The sequence below is a fragment of the Marinoscillum pacificum genome (assembly GCF_024714495.1).
Lineage (GTDB): Bacteria > Bacteroidota > Bacteroidia > Cytophagales > Cyclobacteriaceae > Marinoscillum > Marinoscillum pacificum.
In genome coordinates, this window is the sequence record NZ_JAMZMJ010000001.1 from 1,230,020 (window position 1) to 1,255,067 (window position 25,048).

Sequence of the window (25,048 nt, forward strand, 5' to 3'; positions counted from 1 at the left end):
CAATTTCTTTAACATTAATAATTTTCTCCTTTTTGTCATTTCGACATGCATGCCTTCAGGCTGCTAAGGAGAAATCCATCTTCTTATTTTCACTAAATAATATCCTTCTTTTAACTTGACCATCTTTAACTAAATCACCTCCTCTACTGACAAATCATACAAATAGATCAAATAACCTTTGATATTCAGATAGCCCATCTCCCCGAGTAGCTGCATGTATTCTTTCACCTGATAGTGATCTTTTTTACGTTTAGTACCGGTTTTAAAATCAATAATAACCGTAGCATTATCCTTTCTATTCAATCGGTCAATCCTCTTGAAATCTCCTCCCGGCAATAGTATGGGCACCTCCGTATGCACTTCCCAGGATTCCTCAAACCAATTAGCTACTTCTGGATGCTCAATAATTTTAGTCAATTCTACGATATGTTCCAGATTGGAAAACTGATCAAGGTCTTTTTTGTATTTAATCTGACTGAGGATATCATGAAGCTTCGTTCCTCTACGCTGCGCATCATTGAAAACTGTTTCATTCAGTTCTTCATTACCTTTGATCTGAATACTCACTTTTCCTCGCCATGGACTAGAAATGTATGATTCTAATCCATACTCTGCAGTTACTTTTTGCTCATGTGTCGGTTTTGGAATCGATCCAACCTGATAGACATTCTCCTCTTCACTCCACTGCTCAGTTTCCTTGACCTGATTCAAAACTAGATCATAAGCGTACTTCATATCTGACTTAGCAGGAAGCTTTGCGAATCCAATAAGCACTTCAACTGGTCGTGTGAATGCTACATAAAGCAAGTTGAGATTATCCAAATATGCCTTTAGTTTCTCCTCATAATAACGCTGAGCCCAATAGGTATTTGCCAGACCCTTATTATATTTCAATGGAACTACCGGCACTTTATTGAAAGGAGCTACCCCAACATCTCCAGCACACCAGAGTATGGTATCCTTACTGGCATCATGATCGAACGTCCAGCTCATGAATGGTAAAATCACCACTGGGAATTCGAGGCCCTTGCTTTTATGAATGGTAAGAATTTTCACCGCATTGTTATCATCCGAGACTTTAATGGATCTCGTTTTTCGAATTTCCTCCCACCAGGTGAGGAATGATGGAATATCTCCTCGCTCATTCTTCGCATAGTCAAGAACTGCATCCTGGAAACCTTGTAAGTAGGTAAACTCCTCGGGAATCTTATGCAAATCAAAAATTCGAATGAGACTTTCCACAAGTTCATACAAAGGAAGCGTCTTTAAATAATCGCGCTGGCCAATGAAGTTCTTGGGTGCCAATTCTTCCCATCGATCAAAACGAGCAAAAATTTCACTCTCCTTGAGTCCGTTCTTCAATATATAGCGATTGTATTCATACAACCACTCGCTCAATACGATGGTATTCTTCTCATCATTGAGCCACTTAATCAAGGAAACTACAAACCGCACCAAATGGCTGGAAGTGAGGTAAAGAGCCTCACTACTCACCACTTCATATCGAAGGTTAGGGTCTGCTTCTGGTGAATTACGAAAGTCTATGAATGCATCAGCTATTTTCTTCCCTTCACTAGCATAACGCGTCAAAACTGCAATATCTCTGAGTTCATATCCTTGACGCTGTAGTTGTTCTACCTGCTCTATGGTTTTGCGAATGGACTGATCGACCCAACCCTCTTCAGCATCACGTTCTTCCTTAATGAACTCAAATCGAATCATTCCATTCTCCTCAGTGCGATGCTCTGGAATCTCCTGCGCTACATCGGAGAACGTCTCAAACACTTCACCAATCTTTCCAAGAACCTCTTGTCGAATTCCATCATTGAGAATCTCTGAAGTCATATCTTCAAAATGACCTCTTGAAACTCCCATCATGTTTGTAAAGAACTGATTATTGAACCGAACAATTGCCGGATCAGAACGCCAATTTGTTCCAAGATTGTGTGGCTCTACATGATAATCACCAATATCATCTTTGACACGATTTTGTAGCAACTCCCAATCTCCACCTCGAAAACGATAAATGGACTGCTTCACATCCCCCACCACCATGCTGAAGTTGCCTTCATCCGTCGTGTTTTTCACCAAGGGTTTGAAATTGTCCCATTGGAAAGCAGATGTATCCTGAAACTCATCGATCAGATAGTGATTGTAAACCGAGCCTACCTTCTCATAGATATAAGGAGTATCACTATCATTGATAATCTGATGCAGGAAATCAGGCAAATCGGCTATCAACATCACATCATTTTCATCTCGATATTTGGTGAGATACTTGTTGATCTCAGCAAGAATTCCGAATGCATAAAGGTATCGTTGTACTTCGATTACCGAATTGTATTTGATAAATTCCTGGTCTACATAATTGATCAAATCGGCGTACAACACCATGACCTTTTCTGTGATAGCCACTTTTGCGACATCCTTCTGATCAGCTTTAGTTAGCCATTTAGTCACATCCTCCATTGCAGCGCGACGTGTATCTGAAATATCGAAATCCAGATTTTCCAACTTGACAAACAATCCCGCAGGACCACTAGCCTTTCGGCTGAAAGAATCTATAGACAAGCCATTATCCTCTATAAACTTTACAGCTTCTCGACAAAGTTTCTTGACCTGATTTTCGAAGGGATATTTAACCTCATTAAGTTCCTTTCTAAGATTACCAAAGAAGTTCTTCTGCTCGCTAAGCTTTAAGATATCTGTTGAGTATTGCTTGAACTCATCTTTCAGGATTTCCTTCGATAATGCAGAAATATCCTTTCTAAAATCCCAACTTAACCCTTCCTCTACTTTATGCTCTGCAAACTCCGTCAACCACTTACGAAGTTGCTTTTGCTTCTCTTCACCTATTTCCAGTAACAGCTCATCGATTACAATTTGCAGTACTTTATCCAGATCCAAATCAATTGTAAACGTACCTTGCAGGCCCATTTCCCGGGCAAACGACCGGATCACTGCGTGAAAGAAACTGTCTATGGTTACAATACTAAATCGACCATACTGATGAAGAATATCACTTAGGGCTTCATTGGCACGTTTTGTTAACTCTTTGTCGGAAATCCTTAATGCCTCTCTCAATTCCTGCCGCATCGGTTGATCCTTTCCGGTTGAGAGTTCCTTTAGAAACTTCACAATCCGACTCTTCATCTCCTCGGTGGCCTTGTTGGTAAAGGTTACACCCAAAATGTTACGAAAAGCACCCGGTCTGGACAGTGCTAGCGTGAGGTATGACTTGGCAAGGGTATACGTCTTACCAGAACCAGCACCCGATCGATAAATATGAAATGGCTTTGGAGGAATTTCGGATTCGCTAATCAAAATCTGCTTGGATTATTATTGAAACATAAATTTGACCAATTTCAGCACCAATCCAACCCTTTCAAAGAAGAAGATTTCCACATTTAACATTCTATTTCCTCTCCCATTTATCTGATAAATCTCACATTCAGTCGAGATAATTGTTAATTCAGTGAAAACTTAACATTACGTGATTGTTAATTTGTTAACATTTACGTAATATTGGATTATCAAATCATTAACAAAGGAGGAAACATGAAAAAGTCAATATTTACATTCGCATTCATTTTAGCAGTAGCAGTAGCATTCGCAGGATCTGATCCAATGAAACCAACTGCAGCAAAAGCACTGAACCTTGACGAAGTAGCCTCTAATATTGAGTACCCTGCAGAAAGCAACCATCACGGCATGGAAGGTACTGTAATGATGAAAATCGAAATCGATGCAGAAGGTAACATCGCCAATAAAGAAGCGGTTTCATTCCCTTGCAACAAATTGAAAGAAGCAGTAGAACTAGCAGTAAAAGATTTGAAATTTGAGCCAGCTAAAAATGGTTTTGGACAAGCAGTAGCTAGTACTGTACAGATTCCTTTCGCTTTCGAGCTTAAAATTGACTAATTCCTAAAGAATTGTATATGTAATGAAGAAGGGAGCCCTCAGGGGTTCCCTTTTTTATTTATCATCTGTCTCAAATTTTAAAGGCAACATAAATTGCCGTCTTACTGGTTGATCATTGATCATAGCAGGTTTCCAAACTGGCATTTGCTCTACCACTTTTCTTATCAACTGAACAACTGTATCAGATTCCACTCCTTTAATTTGAATATCAGAAGGCTTTCCATCACTATCTATATAGAAATAGATACTTAGCTCTTCAGCATTTAAATGTTGCTGACTCACTTTCAAATCTATCCCTTGATACAAGAAATGATACAAGCTATCAAACCCCACAAGTGGATATGCATTTGTATAAATGGCCTTAACATTCTCATCATCTAAAGAATTTTCGGGTTTAATTGATGGTTTTTCATCAACCTCATCTATTGAATCCATTATAATGGTATTGTGCTTCAGCATTTTTTGCTGATCTTCTTGCTCTAGTAGACTTATGTTATTTTCAACCTTAGACCTTTCTACATTATTTGACAACTCTGCGGATGGAGATTGTACTTCCCCATTATCTTGCTTCTCTTTATTGATAGACTTCTCCATGCCCACTTCACTAGAACCATTCACCATGTCCATACGCTGACCAGAATCTTGTAATGATTTTTTTGAATGAGTCTGATTTAAGGAGAGAATTGAATCCTTAACACCTAACATTACTTTATTCTGATTCAATTCATTTATCGAATCATTTACACCTCCAGTTTGACCATAAGGATCTATCAACCTCCAAACCAGAAATAATGACACTAGCGAAATGACCATAATGCTTCCTCTGATCACTTGGAGCCTGAGCTTTCTTTGTTTAGCTTTTTTCAGGATCTGATCGAAATTCTTTAGCTGATTTTCAGATGAATAAGAGTTCTCCTCAATCCAATAAATATTCTTTCTATAGCTCATTGCTTGACGATTTTGGATTTGAGTTTTTTAATAATCCGATGTGTCTTCATCTTGATTGCCTCTTCAGATTTGTTGAACACTTCTCCAAGCTCTTTAAAGGAAAAGTTTTCATAAAAACGAAGCTCAATGATGGAAAGCTCTTCCTCTTTTAAGGAAGCAATATGCTTGGCGAGATCCTCTTTTCTTTCTGATCCTTCATCTGCATCAAGACTGAAAACCTCTTCCATATCAGACAGTCGAAAAAGAAAATTCCCAGATTGATTCTTTCGAAAATGCATACGTATCTCGTTCAGGGCAATTTTGTACAGCCATGGAGAAAAGGACATACGGTTTTCATCATAACGATTCAGCTTCACCAATGCTTTGTAAAACACATTAGAAACTAACTCATTGGCTAAAGCCGAATCATTAGATACCTTAAGAGAAACATACCGATGTATTTTATTAAAGTAGAAACGGTAAACTTCACCGAAGACTTCTGGTTCCTTTTTCGCCGTTTTTAGGAGAATGCGCTCTTTCTCCAAGCTCCAGTCTTCAATCACCGTTAGAAGTATCTTACAGCAACTACATAGGCTTCTTCATCCTTGTTTTTAGCTACAACGTCGCCTGATATTAGGTCTACCATATAGGCGTTGTTATTATCCACTTCAGTAGAAGTCCATATAAAAAAAGATTCCTGAGATGCAGCATAATCACCTGGCTGTATTAATTTGGCTTCCTCCAATGAAGGCAAATACCAGTCCCAGTATCCATTAGCCACATGTTCCAGACCTAATTGGTAAGCCCAAAGTGCCGATTCCTGATTGCACTCATTTGCCCATAGTCTTTCCGTATTCATTTTGCCATCACCTAAATCACCAGAAGTATTTTGAACTATATCAGCCAAACATCCCCATTGTGACTGTTCAGCCCAATAGTTTATTACCTCTGAAGATTCAATAAATTGCCAACCATCACTTTCTTGACCTTTATCATAAATAACAGCTCCACCTTCACCTGGCTCTCCTACCTGAATAACATTCTCCGCGTTGTACACTTCAATCGAAGTACTACATTCTACCACAGATTCAGTATTGTGAGCCAAAACTACGACCTTATCAAACCCCTCTTCAAACAATATACTTACTGTTCTAGATGAATCAGAACCAATAATTTTCGCACCATTAGATACCGTCCATTTCACTTCATATTCATCGGACTCTGAACGAACATCACCTCCATAAAATGCACCTGAGTAAACAACAGTGGCCCCTGGAAAAGCTCTATATGATCCTCTTTGGAAGCAAGCTGTCCCCTCCCAATTTTGGGGGAGAGTTCTTATCATTTCTTCGTAAACTGTAAGTTCTAAAGGCTCTTCTGAAAACTTAGGTTCTGGGTTTTCCGTGTCACACCCAGAGAATAATAAAACCCCCACGAACAGGTTGAAAAATGCCTTAGTTAATCGAATCATATCTTTCAGTTTTATCCTTAGTATGCCTTAGTGAATAAAAAGTAACGGTAAGGGTCAACTTTTTTTATTTAAAAGTTAATTATGATCTTTTAGATATCAAATTTTCAATTATTTAGATGGCTCAAACTTCTGCACACGCAAACCAGGCTTAACTTCACTAGTATACAAATTGCCCTCGGAATCCATACTAATACAATGCACCCATCCAAATTGACCTGCGTTTCGTCCTCCAGACCCAAATGTGCCTTGAACTTCAAAAGATTGACGGTCATAGACCCAAACCTTCATGTTTTTGGCATCCGTAATGTAGATTTTAGATTGTTGTGGATCTCGCGATAAAGTAACATCCCAAACCGTACCTGGTCCTGAAGTTTTAGCCACAAAGAATTGATTGACATAAGTCCCATCCTTTTGGAAGATCTGAACTCTACTATTGGAACGATCTACCACGTACAGCAATCCATCATCAGACAAAACAATCGCATGCACAGCTGTTTTGAAAGAACGAATAGCATCAACTTCTTCGTAAGGAGGCAAGTCATTATCATGAGGTTGCTCACCAAAACCACCCCAGTGACGTTTGTATTCACCTGTTGTAGCATCAAAGACAATTACTCGTCGGTTGGCATAACCATCTGCTATAAATACTTCATTGGCAGCCAAATCCACCGCCATATCTGCAGGACCTCCTAGCAATTGAGTATCATTACTGCCATTAGTTTTACCCTTCACTCCTATTTGCAGTAGCAACTTACCATCAGCGGAATATTTTAACACCATGTGGTTCTTGGCATTTCCGAGCCAGACATTCATGCTGTCATCCACATAGATTCCATGTTCACTACCAATCCAAAGTTGATTGCCATCCACTTCCTGGTTTGCTGAATCCAGTACTTCCCAGGAATTCAACACATTGCCTTCCTGATCAAACTGAATAACGGAAGGAGCCGGCGAACAACATTCCGGAATATAAGGCCCCTCCTCATTTCTCACTTCTCTTGGTGAAAGAGATGCTGGCCGTTGAACAATCCAAATGTGATCGTTCTTGTCTACATGGATTCCTGGAGTCTCTCCTAAGACCCAGCCATTAGGCAGTGGCTTTGGCCAAAAAGCATCTACCTGAAAATCAGTCGCCGCTAAATTGATTTTGGCTTCAGCTGGCTCTTCACTAATGGATTTAGAAGCGCAAGCTGCCATAAATGATATTGTCAATGCAAAGAGAACAGTGTTGACGAGGTTCGTTTGGTTCATAGAAGAGTTTGATTGATCGTTAGATCTGTTAAAGATATAAGTGACTGTTGGAAAGGGAGATACCATTTATGTAAATGGTTGTCATGAGAATTCTCAATCCTCTAACCAGCTTTATCTTTAAATCATTTTATGATACTTATTCTTGTGTCCATTAACAACTCTCCCCAACCCCTGACTGGCCGTCCGTCTCTTAGAAAGAGAGGGGAGTTACTCAATCACAGAATTTTTACAGAAATATTGTCTGGGGTGAGTTAATCTAAAAACCATTTAACTTTATTTTCGGTCATTCGAAGCACTTATTTTAGTTTAAAAAACAAGTCTTGACCTTCATCACAAAAGCATCCACTAAAACCTACGTCAACCTTCTTCGGTTCGTAGGTTCTGTCTTACTGATTATCATGTATTATGATTTTGGTACGAAAACAGACACACAGCAGACCACTACTATGGTTATGACTGTGGTTATTGTAGGTTTCTTCTTTGGACTCCCATATTTATTCCACAAATCACAGAAAGTCATCAAATACATCGACAAGAAGTGGATCGTGGAATACCCGAAAAAGAGGATCTACTATGAACTGACCGAGCAAAATGTAAAACGAATTGAATTAATTGAAAATATCAGAGCTAGATATGTACCGAGATACAATCAGTTAAACATTCGATTCATTGATGGCCAAGGCATTCACATTAGTTCTTTGGAGATCAAATCCTTTGATAAACTTGTTCAACAGTTAAGTAAAGATTTTAAAATCCATCGCTCCGATTTTTGGAAAGGATAGTCCTCACCAACTCCCCCAAAGCACCTCAACTCTTTAAAACCCACTTTCTAGCCTTAAATTCTTATCCCTGTAGGACTTTTGTGAACTCCTGCATTGAAATCTCCTTTCCTGCAGGAGATGGGGTGGTCCCTGCGAAACCTGGCACCCCTCTCACGAAACTTTCATCTGCCCCACAAGAGTTAAGGTCTTTCCTACAGAACTTTCCACAAACCCTGCAAGACATGAGGAAATAATATTTAGCATGAAGAATCTTTAATGTGCCATGATCACCAAAAAGACCACCATGGAGGGTAATCACTCAGCATGAAGGAGCTTAAGCTCCTACCAATCCATCCAAAGCACCCTTCACTCTATCAAAACCAAACTTTCCTAGCTCTCGGTTGATCTTTTCTTTGATGCGGTCATTGCCAAGGTTGCCCAAGCTACCTAAGTGGGTGTGCTTTACATCTCGGTTGGCTTGGTACTCGCCAGCTTCCACTTGTCTACCTACTTCCTTGTAAGCATCTCTAAACGGCATACCTCCAAGTACTAGGTCGTTCACTAGCTCTACGGTGAAGAGGTAATCGTATTTTGGATCATCGATGATGCCATCCATCACCTTCATTTCACTAATCGCAAACTCTGCAATATCCAGACACTGTTTTAAAGTTTGGATGCCTGGAAACAAGTGTTCTTTTAGTTGCTGTAAATCTCTATGATAGCCACTTGGCAAGTTGCTTAGAATGAGGTTGAGTTCGTTCGGCAAGGCTGTCAGCTGATTGCATCGTCCCCGTACCAGTTCGAATACATCTGGGTTCTTCTTGTGTGGCATGATGCTGGAGCCAGTAGTCAACTCATCTGGAAACTTGATAAACCCAAAGTTCTGACCTGCATATAGGCACATGTCCATGGCTAGTTTGCTCATGGTAGCAGCTACCGAAGCAATGGCATTCGCCAAGGTCACTTCGGTCTTACCGCGTGTCATTTGAGCGTACACCACGTTGTAGTTCGGCTCATCAAAGCCTAGTAGCTTTGTCGTCATCTCACGATCTAGTGGAAACGAGGAACCATAACCTGCCGCCGAACCCAATGGATTCTTGTTAGCCACTTCGTAAGCGCCTCTTAGCGCAATTAAGTCATCCGACAAACTTTCAGCGTATGCACCCAGCCAAAGACCAATAGAAGATGGCATAGCCACCTGCATGTGTGTATAGCCTGGGATCAATACATTCTTAAACTGCTCTGACTTTTCTAGCAAACGATCTGTCAACACTTTAATCTGCTCAGCAATCACTTCAATCTCACTTCGGAAGAACATTTTCAGATCCACCAACACCTGATCGTTACGCGAACGCCCACTATGGATTTTCTTTCCTACCTCTCCTAGCTTATCTGTCAGCAAGTACTCTACTTGAGAATGGATATCTTCTATCCCTTCATCGATGGTAATTTCACCTTCGGCAGCCCTTTTGTATAAAGCCTTTAGTTCAACAGACAGCGCATCAAGTTCTTCCTTGGTGAGCAAATCAATGCTCTCCAGCATGGTGATGTGCGCCAATGAACCCAGAACGTCAAATGGAGCCAATAACAGGTCTAGCTCCTGATCGTTACCGATGGTGAATACTTCTATCTTTTTTATTACGTCTGCCTGCCTAGCCGGTAGGCTGGTGGACTTCTGCCAAAGCTTCATATGTGTGTTTTTACTAGATTTTCACTTTTACCCTGCCTTATCAGGCATCCCTAAAGGGAGCGAAAATCAATTTATCTCTCTTTAAGGATTGTCAATCATTGTTGGTCATCAAATTGCTCCTTTTAGGCCGCGCCGACGTTCGGTTGGGGTAAACAATTTGACAGCTATCAATCAACCCCTTTGCCAATCGGCATTTCCTCTTGAAAAGGGGAAAACGCTCCTAAATTCAATTCTTATACCAGTCAAGGACTGACCTTGATTAATCAGCGTTAAAGAATTGAAAGCAAACATGATTAAAAAATCCATACTGTTTGAGTACTGACCTTAGTCAGTGCGAGTTTATGGATTTTCAGTGTTTGTGAATCAATTCTAGGTGATTAATCACAGTCTTGATGTTTTGGTACTTTTAGATCAAGCTAAAAGTACAAGGAGAATCATAGAAGCTGATCCAAAACCCTCAAATACCCCTCTAACCCTTGTTTCAATTCATATACAAAAATAAACTCATCCGCCGTATGCGAACGGTTTGAGTCACCAGGACCCATTTTCACAGTTGAGAACGGCATCAACGCCTGATCCGACATAGTTGGCGAACCAAAAGTACGAATACCCAATGCTTCTGTTGCTTTTACAACTGCATGTTCCTTATCAATTCTCGATGGCTGCAAACGTGTAGACCTTTCCTTCACTTCACTAGACACATGCTCACGAATGTGTGCCAGCGTTTCTTCGTTGGTGTAGGCATCTGTCGTGCGAACATCCACCACAAAGTGGCAAGTATCCGGCACCACATTATGTTGTGATCCCGATTCAATCACCGTCACAGACATTTTCACCGGCCCCAATTTTTCTGACTGATTCGGAAACTGATACGTTCTGAACCACTCTATATCCTTCATCGCCTTGTAAATGGCGTTTTCTCCTTCATCTCTAGCTGCATGTCCAGCTCTGCCTTTTGCATAGCAGTCCAGCACCATCAAGCCCTTTTCACTGATCGCCATTTCCATCAGTGTTGGCTCGCCCACTATTCCTACTTCGATAGCTCCAAGTTCAGACAAAATGCTACTCACACCTCCGGCTCCAGATACTTCCTCTTCTGCTGTTGCAGCCATCAGCAAATTGTATTTCAAATCTTCTCGATCATACAAATGCAAAAAGCTCATGATCAAACACACCAGCGGCCCACCAGCATCATTACTCCCCAACCCAAACAACTTACCATCTTCAATGATCGCTTGGTGAGGATCTTTGGTATAGCCCTGATTAGGCTTTACCGTATCATGATGGGAATTGAGCAAGATCGTAGGCTTTGATGAATCGAAATGTAAGTTCTTCGCCCATACATTATTGCCTTGTCGGTTTACCGAAACACCTTGCTTTTCGAAGAAAGTTTGCAACAAATCCGCTGTTTTATCTTCTTCTCTACTCAGGCTAGGGATCTCTATCAATTGAGTTAACAACAGAATAGCTTCCTGATGTAATTGATCGATACTATAACTGGAGAAAGCTGCCACTATCAGTATGAATTTGATCGTATTTACAAATGCGAACTCCGCTCACTCCACTTTCCAATGCTTTGAATGCATTCTCCAACTTAGGAATCATACCGCTATGGATCGCTCCTGTCGCTTTCATTTCATTGAAGAATGACTGCTCAAACTGTGTAATGAGTGAACTTGGATCATTCACATCCTTCATCACTCCATCCAACTCAAAGGTCAACACTAGATTCACATCAAAGTGAGGAGCCATCGCCACGGCCATCGTTCCAGCCATGGTATCTGCATTGGTGTTCAAGATATGTCCTTCGCCATCATGTGTCAAAGGAGCAATTACAGGAATGGATCCTGCTTCTAATAAACTCTTCACAAAGGCATCGTTCACCTTCTGCGGGTCTCCTACCCAACCGTAATCCACGCCATTTTTAATTGGACGTTTGTTACTAGTGATCAGGTTGGCGTCTGCTCCGGTTAGCCCAATCGCATTCTCCCCAAGGGATTGTAGTTGTGCCACCATTTGCTTGTTGACTAAACCTCCATAGACCATCGTTACCAAGTCAATGGTTTCATCATCAGTCACCCGACGACCTTCCACCATATTGGCTTCAATTCCAAGTTTTGCACCTATTTCAGTAGCCACTCGACCACCTCCGTGGATTAATATTTTCTTTCCTTTTAGTGCAACGAATCCATCCAAAAACGCCTGCTTCATTTCAGGGTTTTCGATGACTGCTCCACCAATTTTGATAATATGTAATGTTTCTTTAGGCATTCTCTAGGATTTCCTGAAGCACGGCCTGCGCGCTGTAAACTCTGTTTCCTGCTTGTGGGATCACAATAGAACTCTTGCTATCTAACACATCATCGGCAATAACCACATTGCGACGAACTGGCAAGCAGTGCATCACTTTGGCATTATTGGTATTCGCAAGCTTAGCCTGATTGATCAACCAATCTTCCATCTTACCAACAGTCCCATAATCGTAATAGGACGACCAGTTTTTCACATACACAAAATCGGCACCTTCCAATGCAGCATTTTGATCATGCATGATCTTCGCTCCTTTGGTAAACTTTTCACTGAGTTCAAATCCTTCAGGCTGAACTACGGTGAAGTCATAGTCAGTTTGAGTCAACCACTGCGCAAAGGAGTTACCCACTGCTTGTGGTAATGCCTTGATGTGTGGAGCCCATGTTAATACCACCTTAGGCTTCTCCACTTGTTTGAATTCCGCAATGGTAATTAGATCGGCCAATGACTGAAGCGGATGCAATGTTGCAGATTCTAAACTCACAATAGGACAACCCGCATGTGTTTTGAAGGCGTTGATGATCTTCTCATTGTAATCAGCCTCTCTGTCTGTCAATGAAGGAAAGGATCGCACTCCTAGAATTTCGCAATATTGCCCCATTACGGCAGCAGCCTCACGAATATGCTCTGCAGTGCCGCCATTCATGACCACACCATCTTCCATTTCAATCTGCCACGAGTCCTGTGTCACATTCATCACAATGACATCCATACCTAAATTGGCTGCAGCCTTTTGTGAACTCATCCTGGTCCTTAAACTAGAATTGAAGAAAAGAAGTCCAAGCGTTTTGTTCTGACCCAATGCTTTCATCGCAAAAGGATCCTTTTTGATAGCCAATGCTTTTTGCACCAATCCCATGGGATCAGCCACATCGAGCACTGATGTAAAATGCTGCATGTTATTTAATGTTTTTGATTTTGTCGTAAGAAACCATCAACCCTTTGATCAATGCTGAACTTAGTCCTTGATGTTCCATTTCGTTTAGTCCGGCGATGGTACATCCTTGCGGCGTGGTTACCCTATCGATCTCCACTTCCGGATGATTGCCCGTTTCTAATATAAGAGAAGCTGCTCCTTTGGCTGTTTGTACCGCAATCAGCTGTGCTTCTTCTGAGTGGAAACCCATTTGCACACCTCCTTGTGTAGCAGCACGTAAAAAACGCATGAAGAATGCAATACCACTGGCTCCAAGTACCGTAGCTGCCTGCATCAATTTTTCATCAATCACCAGAGTTTGACCCAATGAGTTGAATACTTTTTGAACCGTAAGAGCAAGCTCTTTGCTGTCATTGCAAGCAATGCAAGTCATAGACTCGCCAATAGCAATCGCAGTATTTGGCATTGCCCTCACCACTGGAACACTTACTTTTAACAAGGACTTGATCTCGTCTATTGAAACCCCTGTGATAACAGAAACCAACACATGATTCTCCGTCAATACAGGATTGATTTCCTCAATTAGTGCGGCTAACTGTCTTGGTTGAACACACAAGAAAACGTAACCAGCGTCAGCAACAGCCACTTTATTATCATCAGCTGTCTTAAATCCTTTATCAGCAAGATGAGTAATGTGGCTAAGTTTTCTTCTTGTGAGAATAACCTGACCAGGTTCTTTCAATTTCTCTTCTACAATCCCCTGCCCAATGGCGATACCTAAATTACCAGCACCAAGGATTGCTATATTTTGATCTATTAATTCCATTGTCTAAAAATTACTCGCCTTCAACTGGAGTCCTGCTTTCTCTTCCAGCCCAAACATCAGGTTCATATTTTGAACCGCTTGCCCGGAAGCACCTTTCAGCAGGTTGTCGATGATCGAGATGACTAACAGTTTATTTCCTTCTTTCTGAAGGTATACCAATGCCTTATTCGTATTGACTACCATTTTCAAGTCAGGATTCTCCTCCACTACATGTGTATATGGATGAGCCTTATAGTACTCCTGATAAGCTTTCAGGGCAGTTGCTTCATCTACATCCGTCTCAAAGTAAGATGTCACAATAATTCCTCTGGTGAAGTTTCCACGGAAAGGAATGAAGTTAATCGTATGTTCAGAACCAGACTCTTGCATCATGCTCTCACCTATCTCTGACAAATGCTGATGGGTAAAAGCTTTATACACACTCATGTTGTTGTTACGCCAGGAGAAGTGTGAAGTAGTTGATAACGATTGTCCAGCACCAGTCGATCCTGTGATACCAGTTGTATGAATCTCCGATTGAATGAAACCTGCCTTTGCCGCAGGAAGTAATCCAACCTGGATACATGTTGCAAAACAACCTGGATTCGCAATTTTACGAGCTGACTTGATTGCTTCATGATTCAATTCCGGCAATCCGTAAATGAAGTCATTCCCAGGAGCTTTCAAACGAAAGTCATTACTCAAATCGATGATACGAACATGTGCAGGCACTTCCACACTATCTAAATAGGTCTTTGACTCTCCATGGCCTTTACACAAGTACAAGACATCTAATTGATCGAAATCCAGATCCGCATCAAAAGCTAAATCCGTATCTCCTACCAGATCAGTATGTGTAGCACTCACCTTCTTTCCTACCTGACTGCTGCTTTGCACACAAACAATCTCGGCATTCGGGTGATTCAATAAGATTCTGATCAATTCACCAGCTGTATAGCCAGCTGCACCGTATATTCCAACTCGTAGTTTACTCATCAGCCTGGTGTACTTTGTGATAAATCATGTTCTGATTACCGAAGATTTTAGAGAATCCCTTCACATCTTCCCCAGACCATGAATTATTCATTTCGCCATATTTACCAAAGCTTGATTGCATCAAGTCATTTGGTGATTGAATACCGATGATGTAGAATCTATAAGGAGCCAACTGTACATTCACAGTTCCAGAAACATACTTCTGAGTGCTCTCATAGAATGCTTCAATATCACGCATCACAGGATCCAGGTAATGTCCTTCATGGAGCAAGTTCCCGTAAGTAAGCGAGTATTGATCTTTTAATAATAACTGGTTTTTGGTCAGCGTGTGCTTCTCCAATGCATGATGTGCTTTGATCACAATAAGTGGAGCTGCTGCTTCAAAACCTACACGCCCTTTGATACCGATGATGGTATCACCAACGTGAATATCTCTACCAACTCCATAAGGGTTGGCCAATTCATTTATCTTTTCGATTGCCTGAACTGGTGATAACTTCTCACCATTAACCGCTACAGGCTCTCCTTTTTCAAATCCTATTTCGATTACTTCAGAACCATCTTTCTCCAATTGACTTGGGAAAGCAGTTTCAGGTAAATACTGATCAGATGTCAAGGTTTCCTTACCTCCTACAGATGTTCCCCACAATCCCTGGTTCACAGAATACAACGCCTTTTCCCAATTACCACTCACTCCATGATCAATCAAGAACTGAATTTCTTCTTCACGAGATAATTTCTTATCCCTGATAGGTGTGATAATACTTACTTCTGGACACAGGATATTGAAGATCATGTCGAATCGCACTTGATCATTACCAGCGCCTGTACTTCCATGAGCTATTGCTGTAGCCCCTTGCTTGATCGCTTCCTTAGCGATAGCAGTCGCCTGAAATACACGTTCCGCACTTACAGAAAGCGGATAAGTATTGTTCTTTAGTACGTTTCCAGCGATCAGATATTTGATAGATTTCCTGTAGAACTCTTCAGTGGCATCAACATTTTGATGGCTTACCGCTCCCAGGCTTTTAGATTTTACTTCCAATGAAGCCAACTCTTCAGCATCAAAGCCTCCTGTGTTGACCGTGACAGTATGAACTTCATACCCCAATTCTTTAAGATAGATAGCACAATAAGTGGTATCTAATCCACCACTAAAGGCCAATACTACCTTCTTCTGATCACTCATTTAATTTTAACTTTTTGTTTCCAAAACAAGATTTTCTCCTGCACTTTCTCACTCTTATTCTTCCATTGGCGTTTTTTCTCCTCTGGATCATAGAGCATGCCTGTACAAAGGCACATTTGATGATTTTTGCGGGTTAAAATGTCGTAGTTGACACAAGTAGCACAGCCTTTCCAGAATGCTTCATCATCTGTCAACTGTGTGAAAGCCACTGGACGATAGCCTAGATCTGAGTTGATCTTCATGACTGCCATACTGGTTGTTAAACCAAATAATTTGGCCTGGGGGTATTTCTCTCTGGAGAGCTTAAATGCACGTTCTTTGATGGCTTGCGCCAATCCATGATTTCTATAGTCCTCGTGCACAATTAGTCCTGAGTTGGCTAAGTATTTACCATTACTCCAAACCTCTATGTAACAGAAACCAGCCAATTTGCCTGATTTTGTTAACGCAATTATCGCCTTACCCTCGTTCATTTTCATTTGGAGGTAATCAGGAGATCTTCTGGCGATGCCGGTGCCGCGCTTAGCCGCACTATCCGCCATTAGTTCACAGATTTCTTCTGCGTACTTTACATGTGATGCATCAGCTACTGATACAACGAACTTGTCCATCTTGGATATTTTGAAAAAAAGAATTATTGAAAGGTACTAAAAAGTCGATAGAAGGTCACCACGTAGGTGTCCTATAAAACATATAAGGCTTACCGCCTGGGGAATCTAGGCCTCAATACTGGAGACGATATGTTTCTGTTGTTCTTCAACTATTTATTAATTCTTCGATGCAAACTTAATTACTAATTTTTCCTAACTCCAAGAATAAAAGAAGTTATTTCAATTTATTTTCCAAATTAACTACTGTTTGCCCTTTAATTCTCCGGAAACACCTCCAGAAACAATGTATTTCATTATTTCAGTATTGTTTCCATCTAGTGGGATCAACTTAGTTTTGTCTACAACGAAAACGTTTCCGGAAAAGTTGTAAGAATGTGGTAAATAAACTGTGGCCATTCCTGGCAGTCCAATTTCTGCTAAATCCTTAGCAGTTATGAATCCTGGCTTAAAAATGATCCCTTTATCGTCAAATGGCACCAACACAGGTGAATCAAACTTTTTCTGGTCTCCTGCAAATGCAGTAACCAGATCATTTATAGAAGTGTAAATGAAATTGACCAGTGGTATTTTCTTCATCAAATCACCAAACAAGTCAAAAAATGGCTTGGCAAAAATGGTATTGGCCAAATACCCCACCAAAGTAGTTACGGCCAGGACAGTGATGATTCCTAAACCCGGAATCTTATAAGGTAGTAGGTTATCCATCCAGGCGACCATTGCCACTATTACGTAAAATGTTAACCCTACAGGAACGATTAACAATAAACCTCTTAGAAAAAATCGAATAAGGGATTGAAAGTTCATAAACTAGTATAAGTAAAAAATAAAAAAGGCCTTGTCGTACAAACAAGGCCTTTTCATTAATGTTTCAAAATATTCTTACAGAGCAATACCGATGAAAGACTTAAATGCCAATCCCATCAAACCGGTAATCAACATGGTGATACCTAGACCTTTCAATCCGTCAGGTACGTTAGAGTATTTTAACTTCTCCCTAATTGCAGCTAAAGCGATGATCGCTAAGAACCAGCCAAAACCAGAACCAAAACCATATGCAGTCGCCTGTCCAATGGTATAGTCTCTTTGCACCATGAAAAGTGAAGCTCCAAGGATTGCACAGTTTACAGCGATCAACGGAAGGAAAATACCCAGTGAACCGTAAAGGGCTGGTGAGAATTTCTCAATAACCATCTCTACCAATTGTACCATAGATGCGATTACAGCAATGAACATGATAAACTGAAGGAAAGTTAAATCCACGGTAGCAAAGTCTTCGCCTAACCAGGCTAAAGCCCCTTCTTTCAATACATATTCTTGAAGCAACCAGTTAACAGGTACAGTAATCGTCAATACGAAGATTACCGCCATACCTAAACCGAATGCAGTAGACACCTTCTTAGATACCGCAAGGAATGAACACATACCCAGGAAGTATGCGAACACCATGTTATCAATGAAAGTAGCTTTTAGTGCTATATTAAAAATTTCCATTTCTTTCTAAATTTTGATTTTAGTGTTCTACGTATCCGGTTTTAGCTCTTTGAACCCATATTAGAATTCCCAGAACCATGAAAGCACCGATTGAATCAACCATTAAACCATTTGTAGGGAAGCTTTCCCATCCGATTGCATCGAACACCTTAAAGTTCATAATTGATCCGGATCCGAATAGCTCTCTGAAGAATGCTACCACTAGGATAATCCATGCATACCCAAAACCACTACCTAAACCATCAAGGATAGAATCGTAAGGCTTGTTTGCCATAGCAAAAGCCTCAAGACGTCCCATAACGATACAGTTCGTAATGATCAGACCAACGAAAGCACCCAATACTTTGTACATATCAAAGTAGTATGCTTTTAACACTTCACTAACCAATGTCACGAGTGTAGCAATAACTGCCAACTGTACGATAATTCTCACACGACCAGGAATCAAATCTCTGATCAGGGAAATGAACAAGTTGGAGAATACCACTACAGCAATTACGGCTATAGACATCACCAAAGTTGGTTCCATCTTAATAGTAATCGCAAGTGCAGAACAGATACCCAGAACCTGGACGGTAATTGGGTTGTCTTCATTCAATGGATCAGAAACGATTCTTCTTCTTCTCTTTGAGAATAAAGCTTCTGCAGGTTTCTTTTCTTTTACTTCTGCTGTTTCAGTACTCATAGACAGAGTTTTTATTAGTTAAGAGCAACTTTACCGTTGCCTGATTTTACTTTATTAATGTATGACTCGTAGTAACCAAGATAAGATTGCAACATAGCATTCACACCTTTACCAGTCAAAGTAGCTCCTGACATTCCGTCCACTTGATGCTCGGTAAGACCAGCATTGCCCTCACCTTTCACCATGCTCACAGAAACCAATTCGCTTCCTTCAAACACTTTCTTTCCTACAAATCTACTTTGAACTTCTTCAGAAGTAATTCTAGCTCCAAGTCCAGGTGTTTCTTGTTTGTGGTCAAACGCAACCCCTTTGATGGTATTTAAATCATTTTCCAAAGCCATGTATCCTGATATCCAATCCCAAAGACCAGCACCGAACATTGGGAAGATGTATGCATCTACTTTGTCCGAACTTGGATCTTCCTTGAATTTATAAACAGGGAACAATCTTTCATTGGCAGGGAATCTATAATTCTTCTGAATATCAACTTTCTCTGCAGTAACCGGATTACCTTTTTGATCAGTAGTTACCTCATCGCCATTGATATCAACGATCATCGACTCTACTTTCTCATCGTATAGAGCAAGAATAGCATTGGGATCATTGTATGAAGAAATATCCATTACCGCACCAAGAATCTTCTTCTTAGTATCTAGCTCAATTTGTTTTTGTTGAGCAGGCTTAAGCCCAACAGATGCTAGAGATAACAGTCCACCAAGAATTACTGTTAGCGCGACTGAAAATAGGATTATGTAAGTATTAGACCGTTGCACGTTTTAATCTTCTTTTTTTGTTAGCATCTACTACATAGTAATCAATAAGGGGAGCGAAAACGTTCATGAACAAGATCGCTAGCATAATTCCTTCAGGGTACGCTGGGTTTACCACACGAATCAACACTGTCAACACACCAATTAGGAAACCGTATATCCATTTTCCAACTTCCGTTTGAGCTGCAGAAACAGGATCAGTAGCCATAAATACAGCTCCAAATGCCAAGCCTCCAGCTACCAAATGGTAGTGAGCAGGAAATTCCAAATAAGGGTTACCGCCAATAACATTAAACAATAGACCCATTGCGTAAGCACCACCGAATACACTAAAGATGATTTTCCAGCTACCTACACCTGTACCTATTAAAATGGCAGCACCGATCAAACACATCAACACTGATGTCTCTCCAATACTACCAGGAATTGCTCCAATGAACATGTTCATCCAGGTAAACATACCGTCATACCAGTGAGCTCCAACTTCGGCCATCATGTTAGTTCCATTTGCAATAGCAGTTGGACCGTAAGAAAGTACTGTAGCTCCAGAGAAGCCATCAACAGCTTCTTTACCACCTAAGTATACCCAAACTGAATCACCAGAAATCTGACCAGGATAAGCGAAGTAAAGGAATGCTCTTGCAGTCAAGGCAACGTTCAAAACGTTCATACCTGTACCACCAAATGCTTCTTTTCCAATCACTACAGCGAAAATGGTCGCTAATGCTACTTGCCACAACGGAATAGTTGGAGGTAGTACTAAAGCGATCAACATCCCTGTAACAAGGAAACCTTCACTAATTGGGTGATTTCTAATCACACAGAAAATAAATTCTGTTAACAAACCTACACCGTATGATACGATAAGGATTGGAATAACTGGAATCAATCCAGTGATAATCTTATCAAGGAAAGTAGCTTCCTCTCCTACTGAAATGAAATGCTGATGACCTACGTTCCAGATACCAAACAATAAAGCTGGAATCATGGCAATCACCACTGTAATCATTACTCTTTTCAAATCCACTGCGTCTTTGATCTGAGTACCCTTGTTTTTGGTAAGGATATCTGGAGCAAAAACGATGGTTCTGTGACCTTCATAAAGAGTGTAGAATTTCTCCCATTTACCACCCTTTTCAAAGTTCGGTTTTACGCTATCAAATAATTTCTGTAATGCCTTCATTTCAATGAATTAGCTATTTTTTATCAACTCAATTCCGTCTCTCAAAATCTCCTGGAGATCATTTTTCGATGGGTCGATGAACTCACAAAGAGCCACATCCTCTTCAATCACCTCGAAAATACCCAACGCTTCCATTTCATCATAGTCTTCGGCAAGAATTGCTTTGAATAGATAAGTAGGAAGGATATCCATTGGCAACACTTTTTCAAATGCTCCAGTAACCACGAAAGGTCTTTCCTCACCGTGTGTATTAGTATCTATTTTGAATTCCTTGTTTTTGTTAAGGAATGAAAGTAGTCCTAATGCTTTGTGGAAGCTCAACTTAGAAGTACTTGGCTTCAACCAACCAAGAAATTCTTCATAATCTCCTTCAGGGATAACTGTAATCTGGTTATGATAGAATCCAAGGTATCCATCTTTACCCACATTTACTCCTGTCAGTGGATTTCCACTAATAAATCTTAGATTTCCAGTAGCCTCAGTCAAACTTTTGATCTGAGCACCAATGTATGTCTTCACGTAACCAGGAGTTGAGACTTCAGACCCAGTAACTGCGACTAATTTAGAAGCGTCATATTTACCCTGAGCGAACAATTGTCCTATTTGAGCAACACCATATGGCGTTACAGTCCAAACGATATCTCCTTTATTGATTGGTTCAATGTGATGTATCTGAACGCCTACGTTTCCTGCCGGGTGAGCTCCAGTTACTTTGTTGATCTCAACGCCATTTGCTTGTGCAAAGACCTGAGCAACTTCAGCTTGTCCATCTATATTCAGATGAACCGTACCGTCAGTCAATTTTTTAAGGATGTCCAATCCTGTCTGGAAGAACTCAGCTTTATCACCAAGCTGGTATGCCAACTCAGGAGCTAATGGATTGGTATCGAACGCAGATATAAATATAGCTTTGGGCTTATCCTCAGGATTTGCAACGATACCGAATGGTCTCTGAATCAGATTTTGCCAAACTCCACTGCTTTTCATTTGCTCAACGGCATCTTCACGAGACAAACCATTGATGTCAGAAGCACTGTAGGACTTAAACTGCTCGAATGCAATTTCCTTATCTGCTAATATCTTGATCTCTAGTATTTTACGCTTCTCTCCTCGCTTGATTTCAGCAATCTCTCCACTGACTGGAGAACAATACTTTACATCTTCGATTCCTCTTACGAAATAGAGTGGTGATCCGGCCTTAACCGTGTCTCCTTCTTTTACCAACATTTTTGGTCTTTCCATTCCTGGAAAATCGGTAGGCTTTATTGCGAAGGTTTCTGAGAGTGATACTTCTGAGATTTTCTTCTCCGGTTTGCCGGCAAGGTTGATATCAAAACCTTTCTTTAGCTTTATCGTTTTAGACATTTTCTATAATTGCGCTCTACTTGAAAATCGATGCAAAAATAGTAAAAAAATGTTCAAATGAAATGTTTAAACCAATCAATAAATAACCATTTTTTGAACGGTATTTTCCCGGTTTAATCAGGCTAAAACTTGCTCTTGAGAGGTCAGAAAATTGGCTACTTTTTCCATTAACCAACGAGGTGTAGAAGTTGCTCCACAAATCCCTATTTTATCAGCAGCATTCAACCAATCCAACTGTATTTCCTCCTCACTTTCAATGAAATAGCTCCTTGGATTGTTTTCAAGGCACACATTGTAAAGGGCTCTTCCGTTAGAACTTTTCTTACCAGAAACGAATAGGATCACATCATGCTTTGTAGAGAATTCAACCATTTTTGGCTCGCGGTTCGAAACTTGTCTACAGATACTATCATTGGCATTAAAATCTTCTAATGTCAACGTACCCTTCGCTTTTTTTATCCGATCTTCGATCTGTTCTTTGATTGTATAGAAGCCTTTTGTACACTTGGTAGTCTGACTATACAGAACAACTGGCCTACTGAAATCTATCTTATCCAAATCTTCTTCGGAGGTCACTATAATAGCTTCATCATTGGTTTGACCAGTAAGACCAATAACCTCGGCATGCCCTGGCTTACCATAAATAACTATCTGACCATCGACCTCCTGAGTCTTATCATAAGAATGCTTAATCCTGTTTTGTAACTTCAATACTACAGGACACGAAGCATCAATAAGCTCAATATTGTTTTCTAGGGCAATCTGATAGGTTTCAGGAGGCTCACCATGAGCTCGAATCAACACTTTACAGTCATGTAATTCCTGCAATTGCTCTCGATCAATTGTCCTCAGACCTTTGGCATACAGCCTGTTTACCTCCATAGCATTGTGAACAATATCGCCAAGGCAATAAAGCTCTTGACCATCGCTCATCTCATCTTCTGCCATCTGAATGGCAAACTCTACGCCAAAACAATAACCGGAATGTGGATCAATTTCAACCTGCATGGATAATTCCCTTTGCTAATTCTACAATTTTATCAACTTGCTCATTGAATGTCAAATATGAGGTATCTACCTCAACTGCATCTTCTGCTTTTTTCAATGGAGATTCTGCTCTAGAAGAATCGATTTTATCTCTGTCTAATAAATTGACTTTGATGGTATTAAGTTCCTCATGAATGCCCTTTTCAGCCAACTCTTTTTGTCTTCTTTCTGCCCTGACATCAGGATTGGCAGTCATGAACACTTTCAATTCAGCATCTGGAAAAACAACCGTTCCTATATCACGACCATCCATGACGATACCTCTCTCCTGTCCTATTTGCTGCTGCTGAGCAACCATCGCCACTCGAACTTCTTTGATGGCACTAACGGCACTTACATTCTCATTTATACGCATAGTGCGAACATCATTTGAGATATCATCACCGTTGAGAATTACCTGATTTCCAGAAAATGAAATACTAATATTACTCAAAGCATTCTCAACGGATTTAGCATCTGCTAAATCTACTTGATTTTCCAGAAAATAATATGTGGTAGCGCGATACATGGCTCCACTATCAATGTAAATATATCCTAAAGCTTTGGCTACTTCTTTGGCCGTGGAACTTTTCCCTGTTCCTGAATAGCCATCAAGTGCTATAACAATTTTTCTCATTAACAATCTTTGACAGGACAAGGAATTGGTTTTCCTCTTTTGATTTGCTTCTTCTTGCCGTAAGATGAAGAAGGTCCTTTTCTACATCCTCCAAAAATGATCATGGATGATAATAGAAAAAGACCTAATATGTATTTGAATTTTCTCATTCAGTTATTAAAGACTGGTAGTTTCAACACCACCGTCGATTTTCTTCACTAATCCCTGAAGCACTTTACCTGGTCCACATTCTACGAATGTTGAAGCTCCATCAGCGATCATGGATTGCACACTTTGCGTCCATCTAACTGGTGCAGTTAACTGAGCTACTAAGTTTGTTTTGATATCATTGATATCTGTATGTCCCTTTGCATCTACATTTTGATAAACCGCACATTTAGGTGTACCAAATACAGTACTTTCAATTGCTGCTGCCAATTCTTCACGAGCAGGCTCCATTAGTGGTGAGTGAAATGCTCCACCCACTGGCAAAACCAAAGCTCGTTTTGCTCCTGCTTCTTTCAATTTCTCACAGGCAATTTCCACTCCTTTAACGCTTCCTGAAATGACTAATTGTCCAGGACAGTTATAATTAGCAGCAACTACTACATCATCTATGGATCCGCATACTTCCTCAACTGTTGCATCAGGCAAAGCCAAAACTGCAGCCATCGTAGATTCTTGCAATTCACAAGCTTTTTGCATTGCCATTGCGCGCTGAGAAACCAATCTCAAGCCATCTTCAAAGTTCAAAGTTCCGTTGGCAACTAATGCTGAAAACTCTCCTAATGAATGACCTGCTACCATATCAGGATTGAAGTCATCTGAAACTAATGCTGTAGCTACACTGTGAAGAAAAATGGCCGGTTGAGTAACTTTCGTTTGTTTTAACTCTTCCGCTGATCCTTCAAACATAATCTTAGAAAGATGGAATCCTAAGATATCGTCTGCCTGATCAAATAATGCTTTTGCTTTTGGGTTGTTGTCGTATAAATCTTTGCCCATACCTGGGAATTGAGCTCCCTGACCTGGGAATACAAATGCCTTCATAAATTAAGGTTTGACTTGTCAATTGATTTGACGGCAAAGCTAATTAAACATCC

Annotated in this window: 25 protein-coding genes; 2 read left to right on the forward strand and 23 right to left on the reverse strand. The window is 40.5% G+C overall.

Features of this window, described 5'->3' with window-relative positions; translation table 11 throughout:
• Positions 1-129 precede the first annotated feature (129 nt).
• Positions 130-3,324, reverse strand: coding sequence for a UvrD-helicase domain-containing protein (locus NXS00_RS05340; protein WP_258098084.1), 3,195 nt, complete (start codon positions 3,322-3,324; stop codon positions 130-132).
• A 234-nt stretch (positions 3,325-3,558) separates the two neighbouring features.
• Here NXS00_RS05340 and NXS00_RS05345 point away from each other — a divergent pair, with 234 nt between their 5' ends.
• Positions 3,559-3,921 carry an energy transducer TonB gene (locus NXS00_RS05345; protein ID WP_258098085.1) on the forward strand — a complete coding sequence of 121 codons (363 nt, stop codon included), beginning with the start codon at positions 3,559-3,561 and terminating at the stop codon, positions 3,919-3,921.
• A 54-nt stretch (positions 3,922-3,975) separates the two neighbouring features.
• Here NXS00_RS05345 and NXS00_RS05350 read toward each other — a convergent pair whose 3' ends face one another.
• From NXS00_RS05350 to NXS00_RS05365, 4 genes are all read right to left on the reverse strand, one after another.
• Positions 3,976-4,869, reverse strand: coding sequence for an energy transducer TonB (locus tag NXS00_RS05350; protein WP_258098086.1), 894 nt, complete (start codon positions 4,867-4,869; stop codon positions 3,976-3,978).
• Positions 4,866-5,411 carry an RNA polymerase sigma factor gene (locus tag NXS00_RS05355; protein WP_258098087.1) on the reverse strand — a complete coding sequence of 182 codons (546 nt, stop codon included), beginning with the start codon at positions 5,409-5,411 and terminating at the stop codon, positions 4,866-4,868. Before NXS00_RS05355 ends, NXS00_RS05350 begins: the two co-directional genes overlap by 4 nt.
• A 2-nt stretch (positions 5,412-5,413) precedes the next feature.
• The gene (locus NXS00_RS05360; protein ID WP_258098088.1) at positions 5,414-6,319 is read right to left on the reverse strand and encodes an Lcl C-terminal domain-containing protein; all 906 of its coding nucleotides are present in this window, start codon (positions 6,317-6,319) and stop codon (positions 5,414-5,416) included.
• Between the two features lie 108 nt (positions 6,320-6,427).
• Entirely contained in the window at positions 6,428-7,570 is a 1,143-nt protein-coding gene (locus NXS00_RS05365) for a 6-bladed beta-propeller (protein WP_258098089.1), read from the reverse strand.
• Between the two features lie 320 nt (positions 7,571-7,890).
• Here NXS00_RS05365 and NXS00_RS05370 point away from each other — a divergent pair, with 320 nt between their 5' ends.
• Positions 7,891-8,352, forward strand: coding sequence for a hypothetical protein (locus NXS00_RS05370; RefSeq protein WP_258098090.1), 462 nt, complete (start codon positions 7,891-7,893; stop codon positions 8,350-8,352).
• Positions 8,353-8,665: 313 nt separating this feature from the next.
• Here the strand turns inward: NXS00_RS05370 and argH are convergent, their stop codons facing one another.
• The 18 genes from argH to fabD form a co-directional block, all read right to left on the reverse strand.
• Positions 8,666-10,021: an argininosuccinate lyase gene (gene argH, locus NXS00_RS05375; RefSeq protein ID WP_258098091.1), complete on the reverse strand. Its 1,356-nt coding sequence runs from the start codon at positions 10,019-10,021 to the stop codon at positions 8,666-8,668.
• 434 nt (positions 10,022-10,455) lie between these two features.
• Positions 10,456-11,535, reverse strand: coding sequence for a M20 family metallo-hydrolase (locus NXS00_RS05380; RefSeq protein WP_258098092.1), 1,080 nt, complete (start codon positions 11,533-11,535; stop codon positions 10,456-10,458).
• Positions 11,513-12,292 carry an acetylglutamate kinase gene (gene argB, locus NXS00_RS05385; RefSeq protein ID WP_258098093.1) on the reverse strand — a complete coding sequence of 260 codons (780 nt, stop codon included), beginning with the start codon at positions 12,290-12,292 and terminating at the stop codon, positions 11,513-11,515. The genes NXS00_RS05380 and argB overlap by 23 nt, the downstream gene beginning before the upstream one ends.
• Positions 12,285-13,229 carry an N-acetylornithine carbamoyltransferase gene (locus NXS00_RS05390; RefSeq protein WP_258098094.1) on the reverse strand — a complete coding sequence of 315 codons (945 nt, stop codon included), beginning with the start codon at positions 13,227-13,229 and terminating at the stop codon, positions 12,285-12,287. Before NXS00_RS05390 ends, argB begins: the two co-directional genes overlap by 8 nt.
• A gap of 1 nt (position 13,230) precedes the next feature.
• Positions 13,231-14,034: a pyrroline-5-carboxylate reductase gene (gene proC, locus NXS00_RS05395; protein ID WP_258098095.1), complete on the reverse strand. Its 804-nt coding sequence runs from the start codon at positions 14,032-14,034 to the stop codon at positions 13,231-13,233.
• 3 nt (positions 14,035-14,037) lie between these two features.
• On the reverse strand, positions 14,038-15,009 hold the full coding sequence (gene argC / locus NXS00_RS05400) for an N-acetyl-gamma-glutamyl-phosphate reductase (RefSeq protein WP_258098096.1): 972 nt from the start codon (positions 15,007-15,009) through the stop codon (positions 14,038-14,040).
• On the reverse strand, positions 15,002-16,198 hold the full coding sequence (gene argG / locus NXS00_RS05405; protein WP_258098097.1) for an argininosuccinate synthase: 1,197 nt from the start codon (positions 16,196-16,198) through the stop codon (positions 15,002-15,004). The genes argC and argG overlap by 8 nt, the downstream gene beginning before the upstream one ends.
• Entirely contained in the window at positions 16,195-16,809 is a 615-nt protein-coding gene (locus tag NXS00_RS05410) for a GNAT family N-acetyltransferase (protein ID WP_258098098.1), read from the reverse strand. The genes argG and NXS00_RS05410 overlap by 4 nt, the downstream gene beginning before the upstream one ends.
• Positions 16,810-17,049: 240 nt before the next feature.
• Positions 17,050-17,613 (reverse strand): DUF502 domain-containing protein, encoded by a 564-nt coding sequence (locus tag NXS00_RS05415; protein WP_258098099.1) that lies wholly within the window; start codon positions 17,611-17,613, stop codon positions 17,050-17,052.
• A 75-nt stretch (positions 17,614-17,688) separates the two neighbouring features.
• Positions 17,689-18,300, reverse strand: coding sequence for an NADH:ubiquinone reductase (Na(+)-transporting) subunit E (nqrE, locus tag NXS00_RS05420; RefSeq protein WP_258098100.1), 612 nt, complete (start codon positions 18,298-18,300; stop codon positions 17,689-17,691).
• A 19-nt stretch (positions 18,301-18,319) separates the two neighbouring features.
• Complete coding sequence (locus NXS00_RS05425; RefSeq protein WP_258098101.1) at positions 18,320-18,985, reverse strand: NADH:ubiquinone reductase (Na(+)-transporting) subunit D; 666 nt, start codon at positions 18,983-18,985, stop codon at positions 18,320-18,322.
• 14 nt (positions 18,986-18,999) lie between these two features.
• Positions 19,000-19,758: an NADH:ubiquinone reductase (Na(+)-transporting) subunit C gene (nqrC, locus tag NXS00_RS05430; RefSeq protein ID WP_258098102.1), complete on the reverse strand. Its 759-nt coding sequence runs from the start codon at positions 19,756-19,758 to the stop codon at positions 19,000-19,002.
• Positions 19,745-20,938, reverse strand: coding sequence for an NADH:ubiquinone reductase (Na(+)-transporting) subunit B (locus tag NXS00_RS05435; protein WP_258098103.1), 1,194 nt, complete (start codon positions 20,936-20,938; stop codon positions 19,745-19,747). The genes nqrC and NXS00_RS05435 overlap by 14 nt, the downstream gene beginning before the upstream one ends.
• Positions 20,939-20,947: 9 nt before the next feature.
• Positions 20,948-22,303 carry a Na(+)-translocating NADH-quinone reductase subunit A gene (locus NXS00_RS05440; RefSeq protein WP_258098104.1) on the reverse strand — a complete coding sequence of 452 codons (1,356 nt, stop codon included), beginning with the start codon at positions 22,301-22,303 and terminating at the stop codon, positions 20,948-20,950.
• 117 nt (positions 22,304-22,420) lie between these two features.
• The gene (locus tag NXS00_RS05445; RefSeq protein ID WP_258098105.1) at positions 22,421-23,311 is read right to left on the reverse strand and encodes a 4-hydroxy-3-methylbut-2-enyl diphosphate reductase; all 891 of its coding nucleotides are present in this window, start codon (positions 23,309-23,311) and stop codon (positions 22,421-22,423) included.
• Positions 23,301-23,966: a (d)CMP kinase gene (cmk, locus tag NXS00_RS05450; protein ID WP_258098106.1), complete on the reverse strand. Its 666-nt coding sequence runs from the start codon at positions 23,964-23,966 to the stop codon at positions 23,301-23,303. The genes NXS00_RS05445 and cmk overlap by 11 nt, the downstream gene beginning before the upstream one ends.
• Entirely contained in the window at positions 23,966-24,115 is a 150-nt protein-coding gene (locus NXS00_RS05455) for a hypothetical protein (RefSeq protein ID WP_258098107.1), read from the reverse strand. The genes cmk and NXS00_RS05455 overlap by 1 nt, the downstream gene beginning before the upstream one ends.
• Positions 24,116-24,122: 7 nt before the next feature.
• Positions 24,123-24,995, reverse strand: a complete 873-nt coding sequence (fabD, locus tag NXS00_RS05460) for an ACP S-malonyltransferase (RefSeq protein ID WP_258098108.1) — start codon at positions 24,993-24,995, stop codon at positions 24,123-24,125.
• Between the last annotated feature and the right edge of the window lie 53 nt (positions 24,996-25,048).